The sequence below is a fragment of the Thioalkalivibrio sp. ALE30 genome, assembly GCF_000377465.1.
Taxonomy (GTDB): Bacteria; Pseudomonadota; Gammaproteobacteria; order Ectothiorhodospirales; family Ectothiorhodospiraceae; genus Thioalkalivibrio.
Genome location: NZ_KB898173.1, coordinates 154,991 through 167,403, shown reverse-complemented (window position 1 = coordinate 167,403; position 12,413 = coordinate 154,991). Strand labels below are relative to the sequence as shown.

Sequence of the window (12,413 nt, the reverse complement as noted above, 5' to 3'; positions counted from 1 at the left end):
TCGCGTGTCGCTGTCGGTGCGCCAGCGCCGCATCCTCGCGGATATGGGTATCCCGGTGTGGCGGTCGCGGGTCGCGGCCGCCCCGGCGATCGAAGCGCCGCCGGGCGAACCGCTGGCCCCGGCCGCCGAGGTGCCGTCCGGGGCGGCGGATGCGGGTGGCGGGGGGCAGGACGCCGCCGTCGCGACCCTGGACTGGGAGGCCCTCCAGACACGCGTGCGTGACTGCCAGGCCTGTGCCGAGCTGGCGCGCGAACGTACGCAGACCGTGTTCGGGGTGGGCGATCCGCGCGCCCGCTGGCTGTTCATTGGCGAGGCCCCCGGCGCGGAGGAGGACCGGCGGGGGGAACCCTTCGTCGGCCGTGCCGGACAGCTGCTGGACAACATGCTGCGGGCGCTGGGGCTGGAGCGGGGCCACGATGTCTTCATTGCCAACGTGCTGAAGTGCCGGCCCCCCGGAAACCGCGACCCGAAACCGGAGGAATCGGCGGCCTGCCGCGCCTACCTCGATCGCCAGATCGCCCTGATCCAGCCCCAGGTCATTGTCGCCCTGGGACGGATCGCGGCCCAGAGCCTGCTGGCATCGGAGGAGCCCCTGGGACGCCTGCGCGGGGCGCAGCACCGCTATCAGGGCGTGCCGCTGGTGGTGACCTATCACCCGGCCTACCTGCTGCGAAAGCCGGGAGACAAGGGCAAGGCCTGGCAGGACCTGCAGCGCGCCCGGGCCTTCCTGGAGTAACCCGATTCCCGTTGTGGAGATGGGAACCCGGGCAGCATTCCCGGGCTCGGAATTCCCGGAAGCGCCCCGTATCCCCTTCGTTCACCCCGTTCAGGAGGAAGCTGCGACATGAGTGCTGAACCCCGCGTCCAGCCCGAGTTGCGCCGTATGCAGACGGCGGATGTGGAGGGGGTGATGCGCGTGGAACGCGAGGCCTATGACTACCCGTGGACCGCCCGCATCTTCGAGGACTGCATCCGTGTGGGCTATGACTGCTGGGTGCTCGAGGTGGATGGCCGCCAGGTGGGCCACACCGTGCTGAGCGTGGCCGCGGGCGAGGCCCACCTGCTGAACCTGACGGTGGACCCGCGCTGGCAGGGCAACGGGCTGGGCCGGTTCATGGTGCGGCGCTTGTTCGACTATGCCTGTGAGCAGGAGGCCGAGGCGCTCTTTCTGGAGGTCCGTCCGTCGAACGTGGCCGCGGTCCAGCTCTACCGTTCCGAGGGCTTCGAGCATGTCGGCACCCGCCCGCGCTACTACCCGCTACCCAGCGGCCGCGAGGATGCCTGGGTTCTGACACGTCGCTGCAACGCCCCGGCCGGGGCCTGACGGGTTCCGCTGGCGGCGTGAAACCGGTCACAGTCCCGGGTGACCTTTGCGTGATGTGCGCCCGTTTTGCCGTCATCGGTTCTCGTCCTGCCACCCCCGCGTTGTGACGGCCCGCCCCCCGGACTATGATCAAAACCGGTATTCGCCCCGACACCGGATGAGGTAACCCATGTCCCGATCCCTGCGCGCACTGTTCGTTTCGCTCCCTCTGGCCCTGCCACTGGCGCTGTCCGCCGGGGCCGTTCAGGCCCAGCAGTCCTTTGGTTATGACGAGGCCGAGCGCCAGCAGGAACTGCTGGAGGTCTGGTACGAGATCCGCGAAAGCAACGCGCAGAAGGGCAATACCGCGGCGATGTTCGACGTGGGTATGGCCAACTACTCCGGGCGGGGTACGCCAGTGGACCACGACCAGGCCGTGCGCTGGTTCGCCCGCGCAGCGGATGCCGACCACGCCGGGGCCCACTACTACCTGGGCTATCTCCTGGCGGCCGGCAAGGGCGCCCCGGCGGACCCCGAGCGCAGCCGCGAGCACTACACCCGCGCCGCCGAACTGGGACATGCCGATGCCCAGTACTGGCTAGGGAGCCACCTGGCCAATGGCGAACAGGACCCGGCCGCCGGTCTCGAATGGCTGACCCGGGCCGCGGATCAGGGGCTGCCCGCCGCCCAGTACTACGTCGGGTTGCTGCACGAGAACGGCCAGGGCACCACGCGCGATGCGGCCGCCGCCGCCCGCTGGTACACCGCCGCGGCGGAACAGGGCTACCGGCATGCCCAGATCGGGCTGGGCCGGCTGCACCAGAACGGCCGCGGGGTCGAGCGTGACCTGGTGCAGGCGCATGTCTGGTACAGCCTGGCCCAGGACGAAGAGCGCATTGCTACGCTCGAGGCCCGCATGAACAACCGCGACCTGGTGACCGCGCGCGGGCGTCTGGAGGAGCAGAACGCGGCGATCCAGGCGGCCGCCGCACGCTGAGCCCGCAGCGGCCAGTGTGGGGTTGCACAACGGCCCCGGCTTCCGGGGCCGTTTGCGTTTCGGGGGCATCCGGCTGAACCGGACCCCCGATTTCGCGTTAAACTTGCGGGCTGTTCCCAGCGGCCCGAATGCATGTCCTTTATCGAGGAAACCCGCCGACGCCGGACCTTCGCGATCATCTCGCACCCGGACGCCGGCAAGACCACCATGACCGAAAAGCTCCTGCTGTACGGCGGCGCGATCCAGCTCGCCGGTACGGTCAAGGGGCGCAAGTCGTCGCGCCATGCCACCTCCGACTGGATGGAGATGGAGAAGTCGCGCGGGATCTCGGTCACCTCGTCCGTGATGCAGTACCCGTACAAGGGGCGCATGGTGAATCTGCTGGACACCCCCGGGCACGCGGACTTCTCCGAGGACACCTACCGCACGCTGACCGCGGTGGACTCCGCGTTGATGGTGATCGACGCGGCCAAGGGCGTGGAAGAACGCACCATCAAGCTGATGGAGGTCTGCCGGCTGCGCGACACGCCGATCATGACCTTCGTCAACAAGATGGACCGCGAGGGCCGCGACCCGATCGAGCTTCTCGACGAGGTCGAGGAGGTACTGAAGATCGAGTGCGCCCCGGTCACCTGGCCGATCGGCTCCGGCAAGCGCTTCCGTGGCGTCTACCATATCCGTCGCGACGCGGTGCACCTGTACGATCCCGAGCAGGGTGGGAAGAAGTCCACCGGCGAGATCATCGAGGGCCTGGACAATCCGCGCCTGGACGAGGTGCTGGGCGATCAGGCGCAGGAGCTGCGCGAGGAGCTCGAGCTGGTGCAGGGCGCCTCGCACGCGTTCGACGCGGACGCCTACCTGCGCGGCGAGCAGACCCCGGTGTTCTTCGGCTCCGCGATCAACAACTTCGGCATCGAGGAGTTGCTGGACGATTTCGTCGAATACGCCCCGGGTCCGCTGCCGCGTCCGACACACTCGCGCAAGGTCGAGCCGACCGAGGAGAAGTTCACCGGCTTCGTGTTCAAGATCCAGGCGAACATGGATCCGAATCACCGTGACCGCATCGCCTTCATGCGCATCTGTTCCGGCACCTTCGACAAGGGCGCGAAGCTGCGTCACGTGCGGATCGGGCGCGACGTGAAGATCCCGGATGCGCTGACCTTCCTGGCCTCCGACCGCGAGCATGTGGAGACCGCCTATCCGGGCGACATCATCGGCATTCACAACCACGGCACCATCCGCATCGGGGATACCTTCACCCAGGGCGAGGACCTGACCTTCACCGGCGTGCCCAACTTCGCCCCGGAGCTGTTCCGGCGCGCGCAGCTGAAGGACCCGCTGAAGATGAAGCAGCTCGCCAAGGGCCTGCAGGAGTTGTGCGAGGAGGGTGCGACCCAGCTCTACCGCCCGCTGACCAACAACGACCTGATCCTGGGCGCGGTCGGCGTGCTGCAGTTCGACGTGGTCGCCGAGCGCCTGCGTACCGAGTACAAGGTCGAGGCGCAGTTCGAGAACGTGAACGTCCAGACCGCGCGCTGGGTCGAGTGCGACGACCCGAAGAAACTCGAGGAGTTCAGGGAGAAGGCCGCGGCGAACCTGGCGATCGATCACGGTGGCGATCTGGTCTATATCGCCCCGACTCGGGTGAACCTGCAGATGGCGATGGAAAAATGGCCGGAGATCCGCTTCGAGGCGACCCGCGAGCACGGCCAGCCGACGGAGTAGATCGCCGCTCCGGGGTGCACTGGAACCGCCATCGGGAGGAGCGAAGCGACGTGGCGAACTCCATCCGAAATCAGCGGCCCCGGGCTTGATGCCAGCTTGAGGCGATTGCCACGGTGTCTTCGACGCCTCGCAATGACGGTGCAGTTGTGTGGTGCAGGAGGAGAATATGGCGTTTCGATTCTTGTCTGTGATTGGCGTGGTCGTGGCGCTGGTGGTTGGCGGCTGCGCGGTGCACAAGACCGAGACCCGGGGCGATGGACCCGAGCCGCGACCGGGTACGGTCGAGCGGATGAACCCGTTCCTGCACTTCCTCGAGAGTCGGCCGACGCCCGAGGAGTTCGAGCGCGTCTACCCCGACGTGATGCTGGTGCTGCCCGGCGACATCGTGACCCAGGAATACCGCACGGATAACAGCCGCTTCTTCGCCGAACTGGACGCGGATGGCCGCATCCATGGCGGCGATTTCCGCTGATTCCCCGATGCTGCGCATTTCCAACAGCGTGAGCGTCCCCGAGCACGAGATCGAGCTGACCGCGATCCGTGCCCAGGGGGCCGGCGGGCAGAACGTGAACAAGGTGGCCTCGGCCATTCATCTGCGCTTCGATATCCGCGCCTCCAGCCTGCCCGACGTCTACAAGGAGCGCCTGCTGCGCCGCCATGACCAGCGCATCACCAAGGACGGCGTGGTCGTGCTCAAGGCGCAGCAGTACCGTACTCAGGAAGCCAACCGCGAGGATGCGCTGGAGCGCCTGGCGGAGCTGCTGCGCGAGGTGGGTCGCCCGATCAAGGCGCGCAAGCCGACGCGCCCCACGCGCGCCTCCAAGCTGCGCCGCCTGGAGGGCAAGACCCACCGCGGCCGCAAGAAGGCCCTGCGCGGCCGCGTCGATCCCGACTGACTGCCAAGAGCTCTTTATTCACCACGAAGCACACGAAGGCACGAAGAAGGGCCAGGTCAATGGCATAAAAGCGGACAGGAAGACGGGAAGGTCGGAAGGATTTCTGGTTGGGGCGCCGGGCACCGGCTGGCCACATCCGCGCGCCCGGGCATCAGGGGCTCTGGGAGACGCACCCTATTCATCTTCCCGTCTTCGTACCTTCCTGTTAACCGCCCTTGAATTCCTTCGTGCCTTCGTGTGCTTCGTGGTGAATAAAAGGGTTCAGGTCCCGGCATTCGGGCGCGGATCGACGGGCGCGGGTTCGTGTTCCTGCTGGTGTTGCCACAGGCGGGCGTAGGCGCCGCCCGCCGCGAGGAGTTCGCGGTGGGTGCCGCGTTCGACCACGCGTCCCTGATCGAGGACCACGATCTGCTCGGCATCCTTCACGGTCGACAGGCGATGTGCGATGACCAGCGTGGTGCGCCGCGCCGAGACCTCGTTCAGCGCCTGCAGGATCGCCTTCTCCGAGCCCGAGTCCAGGGACGAGGTGGCCTCGTCGAAGACCAGGATCGGCGGGTCCTTCAGCAGCATGCGGGCGATGGCGATGCGTTGCTTCTCGCCGCCGGAGACCTTGAGGCCGCGTTCGCCGACGACCGTATCCAGGCCGTCGGGCAGGCGCTGGATGAAATCGTCCAGGTGCGCCAGACGCACCGCGCGCCGGATGGCCTCCTCGGAGGCCTCCGGATCACCATAGGCGATGTTGTAGCGAATGCTCGCGTTGAACAGCACGGTATCCTGCGGGACCACGCCGATCGCACTGCGCAGGCTTTGCTGGGTCACCTCGCGGATATCCTGGCCGTCGATAGTGATGCGCCCGTCCGTCACGTCGAAGAACCGGAACAGCAGGCGTGCGAGCGTGGACTTCCCGGCCCCGCTGGGCCCGACGACCGCCAGCTTGTGCCCGGCTGGGATTTCCAGTGATACGTCCTCGAGGATCGGGCGCTCCGGCTGGTAGTGGAAGGCGACCTGCTCGAAGCGCACATGCCCCTCCGCGACGTCGAGATCCGGCGCGCCGGGCCGGTCCTCGACCTGTACCGGTTTTTCCAGCAGGCCAAACAGGCGCTCGATGTTCGCCAGCGACTGGCGGATCTCGCGGTAGACGAAGCCGAGAAAGTTCAGCGGCATGAACAGCTGGATCATGTAGGCATTGACCATCACCAGATCGCCCAGTGACATCTGTCCCGAGGCCACCCGGCTGGCGGCCAGCAGCATCATCACGGTGATCGCGGCGGCGATGATCAGGGCCTGGCCGGAGTTCAGCAGCACCAGCGACAGTACGTTCTTGGTGCGCGCCTGTTCCCAGGTGGCCAGGCCCTCGTCGTAGCGCCGGGCCTCGAAGCCCTCGTTGCCGAAGTACTTCACCGTTTCGTAGTTCAGCAGCGAGTCGATCGCGCGGGTGTTGGACTCGTTGTCGCGCTGGTTGGCCTCGCGCACGAAGCGGGTACGCCACTCGGTAATCCATACCGACCAGGCGATGTAGGCGGCCACCGCGAGGATCACGGTGACGGTGAAGACCGGACCGACCGCCACCAGCAGGATCACCGCGACCAGCGCGATCTCGATGATGGTCGGCAGGATGTTGAACACCATGAAGCGCAGCAGGAAGCTGATGCCGCTGGTGCCGCGCTCGATGTCGCGTGCCAGGCCACCGGTCTCGCGCGCCAGGTGGAAGCTCAGCTCGAGCCGGTGGAGGTGCTCGAATACCCGCAGGGCCGCGCGCCGCATGGCCCGCTCGGCCACGCGCACAAAGACCGCGTCGCGCAGCTCGCCGAACAGGGTACTGCCGAAGCGCAGCAGGCCGTAGGCGATCACCAGCGCCACCGGGACCGCGACCAGCGCCTCGGTGCCGCCGTCCTCGAAGTGGTCGACGATGTACTTCAGCGCCAGCGGGACCAGCACGGTTGCCAGCTTGGCCAGGCCCATCAGGCCCAGGGCCAGGAACAGCCGGCCGCGGAACTCCGCGAGATAGGGGAACAGGGAGCGAACGATGCGCCAGTTGATCGCGTCGTCGGGCGCATCGTGCACGCTGGAGTGACCGCGCATGGAGGAATCCGGGGCTGGGTAGGCTGCCTACTTTAGGGAGACGCTGATATAAACGCACGTCCGCGTTGGTGCCCCCTGTTTTCCGAGACAAGGTGCGTCGTGCAGCGGGTAGTGGTTCTACCCGCCCGTTTCTGATGGATTCGGGGCGCAACGCAGGATCGGGGAACAGGGGGCACCAACCCCACAAGCCATTGAAAGCAGCGGCTCGGCCGCCCGTTGTTGATCAAAAACGGGCGCGGGAACGGCGTTGCGGTTCCCTTGTGCAGAATGACTGCACGGCAGTCACCGCGCCTTGTTCGCACGCAAAAGCGACTCGAGCGCGGACGTGCGATTAAATCAGCGTCTCCCTAGGAGGTCCCCGCCGGGTACGCACATGGGCGCGCGTTCCGTGGCGGCTCCCCGGCCCGGTGCGGCCCGGCCGCGCATCTCACCGGTGGATGCGGAAGCCCTCGCCCCGGTCCTGTTCCAGGTCGATCCGCAGGCGCTGGTGACTCCAGCCGTCCTGCGAGCAGCGGGCCTCGATCTGCAGGAAGCGCGTGTCATCGGGGATCGACAGCCGGCGCAGGCTGCGGGTAAACGGCTGCTCGTTGACATGCGGGTGGTGCAGGATGCGTTCACCGAGGACGTTCCCATCGGCGTCCAGCACACGCCAGGCATCGGCATAGTGATCCCAGCCGGTATCGGGATGCTCCACGGTGACGGCGACCCGCCACTGGTTCGGGCCGCTGGCATGCAGCTGGGCCTCCAGGATGTCGACCGGGTTTGCCTGAGCGGGCAGGGCCAGAAGGCCCATAAGGGTGGCGAGGGTCAGTCTCTTCGTGCACATGGCAAGGCTCCTTTTGCCGATCGGGGTGAATGCGTTCCTGCGGTTACCGGGCGGGACGCCCCCGGGGCCGGATTGATTTCACGCGCCCTGGACCCGGTTGCGCCCGGCGTGCTTGGCCGCGTACAGGGCACGGTCGGCCCGGTCTACCAGGGACTCAGCGCTCTCGCCGGGCTCCAGCTGGGCGACGCCGAAGCTGGCGGTCAGTGGCTGTCCGGTCTGGAAGTCGTGGATCTCCAGGCACTGGCGCAGGTCCTCGGCCAGCCGGACTGCGGCGGCGATGTCGTCTTGCGGGCAGAGAATGAGGAACTCCTCGCCACCCCAGCGCGCGGCCCGATCAGTGGCGCGGATACGGCCCGTGATCAGCCGCCCGACCGCGGTCAGTACCGCGTCGCCGCGACCATGTCCCAGGGTATCGTTGATCGGCTTGAAGTGATCAAGGTCCAGCAGGATTACGCTGAGCGGGCTCGCGTGACGCTCGGCCCTCAGGATCTCTTCGGCCAGGGCCTCGCTGGCCTTCATGCGGTTGTTCAATCCGGTCAGCGGGTCGGTGGTGGCGAGGTGTTCCAGGTGTTGCTGGGCGGCCTCCAGGGAGTGCGTGCGTTCCCGTACCAGGCGTTCGAGCACCTGTGCGCGCTCCTCCAGCTCCTTCACCGGGTAGGGTTCGTCGTCTCCATGGACGCTCGCGGGGAAGGAGCCATGCAGGTGCTCCAGGCGCCAGCCGTCGGCGGTCGCGTGCAGCACCAGGCTGGCCCGCAGGCCGTTCAGTCGGACCCGCTGCCCGCGGGTATCCAGGATCATGTCGAAGATCAGCATGATCAGCGCCACGTCATCCGTCAGCAGTCGGATCTCCTCGCGGTGGATCGCGAAGTCGAAGGGCTCCGGTACCTGTTCGATGTCGCGCCCGGCGATGCGTTCGACCTCTTCGGGGTTGAAGGCGGCCTCGTCGGCACCGGTGCCAAAGCCGCTGACCCCAGGGGTGTGAAAGCGCAGCAGGGCCGCGAGATCGCGCTGGCGCAGCCAGGCGTCCAGGTAGGCGTGAACCGTGCCGCGGATCGCCTCCGTGCGTGGATCTGTCATGTACGGGTTGTGTTCAGTCGATGCCGACGGCGCGCTGTTCCTGGCGGATCCAGGCGATGATGTGGGCGGTCTCCTCACCGGTGACCCCGGCCACCGGCGGCATGTCGCCAAAGTCCCAGTGGTGCGCGTGCACGCCCAGGGCCACGGCGCGATGGAAGGTGATGTCCGGGTGGTGCGAAGGCTCGTAGATGCGGTGGATCAGCGGCGGGCCCTGGTCGGTGCCGCGGGCGTCCTCGCCGTGGCACTGCATGCAGTTGGCGCGGAACAGCGAGCGCCCGGCCTCGGGGTCGGCGGCGAAGTCCTCTGGCGGCAGGCTGTAGTCGAGCTGCGCGGTGGAGCCGGAGGCCGCGCTCGAGTCTTCGCTGGATGCCTGCGCAGGCGGCTCGGCGGCGGTGTCCGGTTCCGGGGCGTCGGAACAGGCGGTCAACGCGAACAGGGCCAGCAAGGCGGCGGGCAGGAGGCGGGCGGTTGTCGGCATCGGGCATCCTGGATTTTGGTATTCAGGTGGGGAGTTTATCGCGGCGGGTCACGGCGGGCGACTGCGCACCGGGAGGGATTGCGGCCGGCGCGGGGCGGTTGTGGCGCTGGTGGCTTGCAGCGGTGGCGGGCATTCGGCAGTCTTCGTGGCTTGTCTTCCCGTCTGGAGTACGTCCATTGGAACCCTCGGGTCTTGCAGCTGGAGAAGCGCAGGGAAGCGCTCCGGCGGCGGCGCCACTGGAGATCCTGCGCGAGACCTTCGGCTACACGGAATTTCGCGGTCAGCAACAGGCCATCGTCGAGCATGTGACCGCGGGTGGCGACGCCGTGGTGCTGATGCCCACCGGCGGCGGCAAGTCGCTGTGCTACCAGATCCCCGCGCTGGCGCGGCCCGGGTGCGGCATCGTGATCTCGCCGCTGATCGCGCTGATGCAGGATCAGGTGGCGGCCCTGCGCCAGAACGGCGTGGCGGCCGCCAGTCTGGATTCCGGCCAGAAGGCGGACGAGGCCCGCTCCGTGCTGGCCGCGCTGCATGCGGGCGAACTGGATCTGCTGTACATGTCGCCGGAGCGCCTGTTCGCCGCGGGCATGCTGGAGCGCCTGGAGGGTATCGAGCTGGCGCTGTTCGCCATCGACGAGGCCCACTGCGTCTCGCAATGGGGGCATGACTTCCGCCCGGAGTACAGCCAGCTGGCGGTGCTGGCCGAACGCTTCCCGCAGGTGCCGCGTCTGGCCCTGACGGCGACGGCGGACGGGCCCACTCGCCAGGAGATCCGCGAGCGGCTGCGCCTGGAGCAGGCCCGTGCCTTTGTCAGCTCGTTCGATCGCCCCAATATCCGCTACCGCATCGCCCAGGCCGACGGGGGGCGCGGCGGTTCCGCACGCGACCGGCTGCTGCGCTTCATCCGCGAGGAACACGCGGGCGAGGCCGGTATCGTCTACTGCCTGTCGCGCAAGAAGGTCGAGGCCGTGGCCGAGTGGCTGGTGGAGCAGGGCATTACCGCGCTGCCCTATCACGCGGGTCTGCCGGCGGCGACCCGCGCGGCTAACCAGACCCGATTCCTGCGCGAGGAGGGCGTGGTGATGGTGGCGACCATCGCCTTCGGTATGGGTATCGACAAGCCGAACGTGCGCTTCGTGGCTCACCTGAACCTGCCCAAGAGCCTGGAGGGCTACTACCAGGAGACCGGCCGCGCCGGGCGCGACGGCCTGCCCGCGAATGCCTGGATGGTCTATGGCCTGCAGGATGTGGTCACCCTGCGCCAGATGCTGGAGGGCTCGCAGGCCGGCGCCGAGCGCCAGCGCATCGAGCAGCAAAAGCTGGAGGCGATGCTCGGGTTCTGCGAGATCACCAGTTGCCGGCGCCAGGCCCTGCTTGCCTACTTCGACGAGCGCATGCCCGAGCCCTGCGGGACCTGCGACAACTGCATGCAGCCGCCGGCCACCTGGGATGCCAGTGTCCCGGTGCAGAAGCTCCTGTCCTGCATCTACCGCACCGGCGAGCGCTTCGGCGCGGGGCACGTGATCGACGTGCTGCGCGGCTCCGCGAGCGAACGCCTGAGCCGCCTCGGTCACGACCGCCTGAGCACCTTCGGGATCGGCAAGGAACTGGACAAGGCGCAGTGGCGCGGCGTGGTGCGTCAGCTGCTCGCCCGCGGTCTGCTGCGTCTGGACGAGGAGGGCTACGGCGGGCTGAAGCTGGACCCGGCCTGTCGCCCGGTGCTGCGCGGCGAGGATTCGATCCACCTGCGCGAGGAGGTGGCGCGCCCGGAACGCGAGGCGCGCACGGCCCGCCCGGCCCGCCGCGACACCGCCCGCAGTGTGGCGGCGATGGACAGCGAGGACCGCGCGCTGTGGGAGGCCCTGCGCGCATTGCGCACCGACCTTGCGCGCGATCAGGGGGTGCCGCCCTACGTGATCTTCAGTGATGCCACGCTGCTGGAGATGGTTGCGGCCGCCCCGCGCAGCCGTGACGAGATGGCCGGGATCTCCGGGGTCGGCCAGCACAAGCTGGAGCGCTATGGCGATGCCTTCATCAAGGCCATCGAGGGGCATTTCGGGCTATAGTGGTGCGAAAAACCACGCCGCAATACGATTTCGGGGAGACCGCGTGACCGACAAAAGCTTCCTTGAGGATTTCTACCGCCATCGCGACGGTCAACTGGTCGTGACCCCGGAGCAGGGCAGTGACTTTGCCAAGACGCTCGCCGGCGATTTCAATCCGATTCACGATGCCGACAACCGGCGCTTCTGCGTGCCGGGCGATCTGCTGTTCGCGCTGGTGCTGGATACCTACGGCGCGAGCGCGAACATGCACTTCCGCTTTACCGGCATGGTGGGGGGCAACGTGCCGCTGATCTTCCCGGAGGCCCCGGGCGAGGCCTTTGCGATTACCGACGACAATGGCAAGAGCGTGATCGAGGTCGAGCGCTCCGGCGCGGTGATCGACGAGCCCAACGCGATTGAATCCCTGATCCGCAGTTATGTGAGCTTCTCCGGGCAGAACTTCCCGCATGTGCTGGTGCCGCTGATGGAGGAGCACGGCGTGATGGTGAACCCGAAGCGCCCGCTGGTGATGTACGAGCGCATGGGCTTCCGCCTGCCCGAGCCGCTGGCCGCCAGCGCCGGGGTGCCGGAGCCGCGCCTGAAGGATGCGGTGATGACCGTCAACGGCAAGCGCGGCGAGATCCGCCTGGACTACGAGCTGGTGATCGATCAGTCCGTAGTCGCCGACGGCAGCAAGCACCTGGTGCTGAGCGGCCTGCGCCCGTTCGATGCCGCCGACGTCGAGCAACTCGTCGCCGACTACGAGAGCTGGAAGGCCGCCTACTTCAACCAGACCGCAGCCCGCGCCCACGCCTGAACGTTTTTATTCACCACGAAGCGCACGAAGGCACGAAGAAGGTCAAGGGCTTGGAGCGGACAGGAAGGCGGGAAGATCGGAAGAAAGGCAAGATACGGCTGATCCGGGCGATGCAGTTAATAGCCCTCGATGGCCGGCCGCCCCCCGAGTCCATCTAACCGATCGTT

Annotated in this window: 12 protein-coding genes; 8 read left to right on the top strand and 4 right to left on the bottom strand. The window is 67.6% G+C overall.

The window, feature by feature from the left end:
* The first annotated feature begins 4 nt into the window (after positions 1-4).
* From D107_RS0109935 to arfB, 6 genes are all read left to right on the top strand, one after another.
* The gene (locus tag D107_RS0109935; protein ID WP_018867523.1) at positions 5-736 is read left to right on the top strand and encodes a uracil-DNA glycosylase family protein; all 732 of its coding nucleotides are present in this window, start codon (positions 5-7) and stop codon (positions 734-736) included.
* A gap of 108 nt (positions 737-844) precedes the next feature.
* Positions 845-1,324: a ribosomal protein S18-alanine N-acetyltransferase gene (gene rimI / locus D107_RS0109930; RefSeq protein ID WP_018878531.1), complete on the top strand. Its 480-nt coding sequence runs from the start codon at positions 845-847 to the stop codon at positions 1,322-1,324.
* Positions 1,325-1,493: 169 nt separating this feature from the next.
* Positions 1,494-2,300, top strand: coding sequence for a tetratricopeptide repeat protein (locus D107_RS0109925; protein WP_018867521.1), 807 nt, complete (start codon positions 1,494-1,496; stop codon positions 2,298-2,300).
* Between the two features lie 132 nt (positions 2,301-2,432).
* Positions 2,433-4,025, top strand: a complete 1,593-nt coding sequence (locus D107_RS0109920; RefSeq protein WP_018867520.1) for a peptide chain release factor 3 — start codon at positions 2,433-2,435, stop codon at positions 4,023-4,025.
* 166 nt (positions 4,026-4,191) lie between these two features.
* Positions 4,192-4,497 (top strand): hypothetical protein, encoded by a 306-nt coding sequence (locus D107_RS0109915; RefSeq protein WP_018867519.1) that lies wholly within the window; start codon positions 4,192-4,194, stop codon positions 4,495-4,497.
* Between the two features lie 7 nt (positions 4,498-4,504).
* The gene (arfB, locus tag D107_RS0109910; protein WP_018867518.1) at positions 4,505-4,921 is read left to right on the top strand and encodes an alternative ribosome rescue aminoacyl-tRNA hydrolase ArfB; all 417 of its coding nucleotides are present in this window, start codon (positions 4,505-4,507) and stop codon (positions 4,919-4,921) included.
* A 261-nt stretch (positions 4,922-5,182) separates the two neighbouring features.
* Here the strand turns inward: arfB and D107_RS0109905 are convergent, their stop codons facing one another.
* The 4 genes from D107_RS0109905 to D107_RS0109890 form a co-directional block, all read right to left on the bottom strand.
* The gene (locus D107_RS0109905; RefSeq protein ID WP_018867517.1) at positions 5,183-7,003 is read right to left on the bottom strand and encodes an ABC transporter ATP-binding protein/permease; all 1,821 of its coding nucleotides are present in this window, start codon (positions 7,001-7,003) and stop codon (positions 5,183-5,185) included.
* A 427-nt stretch (positions 7,004-7,430) separates the two neighbouring features.
* Entirely contained in the window at positions 7,431-7,829 is a 399-nt protein-coding gene (locus D107_RS0109900) for a hypothetical protein (RefSeq protein ID WP_018881365.1), read from the bottom strand.
* A 78-nt stretch (positions 7,830-7,907) separates the two neighbouring features.
* Positions 7,908-8,906 (bottom strand): diguanylate cyclase, encoded by a 999-nt coding sequence (locus D107_RS0109895; RefSeq protein ID WP_018881364.1) that lies wholly within the window; start codon positions 8,904-8,906, stop codon positions 7,908-7,910.
* A 13-nt stretch (positions 8,907-8,919) separates the two neighbouring features.
* The gene (locus tag D107_RS0109890; RefSeq protein ID WP_017940857.1) at positions 8,920-9,384 is read right to left on the bottom strand and encodes a c-type cytochrome; all 465 of its coding nucleotides are present in this window, start codon (positions 9,382-9,384) and stop codon (positions 8,920-8,922) included.
* Positions 9,385-9,560: 176 nt separating this feature from the next.
* Here D107_RS0109890 and recQ point away from each other — a divergent pair, with 176 nt between their 5' ends.
* Positions 9,561-11,450, top strand: a complete 1,890-nt coding sequence (gene recQ, locus D107_RS0109885; protein ID WP_018881363.1) for a DNA helicase RecQ — start codon at positions 9,561-9,563, stop codon at positions 11,448-11,450.
* A gap of 43 nt (positions 11,451-11,493) precedes the next feature.
* Positions 11,494-12,246 carry a DUF3581 family protein gene (locus tag D107_RS0109880; protein ID WP_018867512.1) on the top strand — a complete coding sequence of 251 codons (753 nt, stop codon included), beginning with the start codon at positions 11,494-11,496 and terminating at the stop codon, positions 12,244-12,246.
* The last annotated feature ends 167 nt before the right edge of the window (positions 12,247-12,413 follow it).

Coding starts and splice junctions, on each gene's coding strand:
- rimI (WP_018878531.1), top strand. CDS start 845: ATGAGTGCTGAACCCCGCGTCCAGCCCGAGTTGCGCCGTATGCAGACG.
- D107_RS0109925 (WP_018867521.1), top strand. CDS start 1,494: ATGTCCCGATCCCTGCGCGCACTGTTCGTTTCGCTCCCTCTGGCCCTG.
- D107_RS0109920 (WP_018867520.1), top strand. CDS start 2,433: ATGTCCTTTATCGAGGAAACCCGCCGACGCCGGACCTTCGCGATCATC.
- D107_RS0109915 (WP_018867519.1), top strand. CDS start 4,192: ATGGCGTTTCGATTCTTGTCTGTGATTGGCGTGGTCGTGGCGCTGGTG.
- arfB (WP_018867518.1), top strand. CDS start 4,505: ATGCTGCGCATTTCCAACAGCGTGAGCGTCCCCGAGCACGAGATCGAG.
- D107_RS0109905 (WP_018867517.1), bottom strand. CDS start 7,003: ATGCGCGGTCACTCCAGCGTGCACGATGCGCCCGACGACGCGATCAAC.
- D107_RS0109900 (WP_018881365.1), bottom strand. CDS start 7,829: ATGTGCACGAAGAGACTGACCCTCGCCACCCTTATGGGCCTTCTGGCC.
- D107_RS0109895 (WP_018881364.1), bottom strand. CDS start 8,906: ATGACAGATCCACGCACGGAGGCGATCCGCGGCACGGTTCACGCCTAC.
- D107_RS0109890 (WP_017940857.1), bottom strand. CDS start 9,384: ATGCCGACAACCGCCCGCCTCCTGCCCGCCGCCTTGCTGGCCCTGTTC.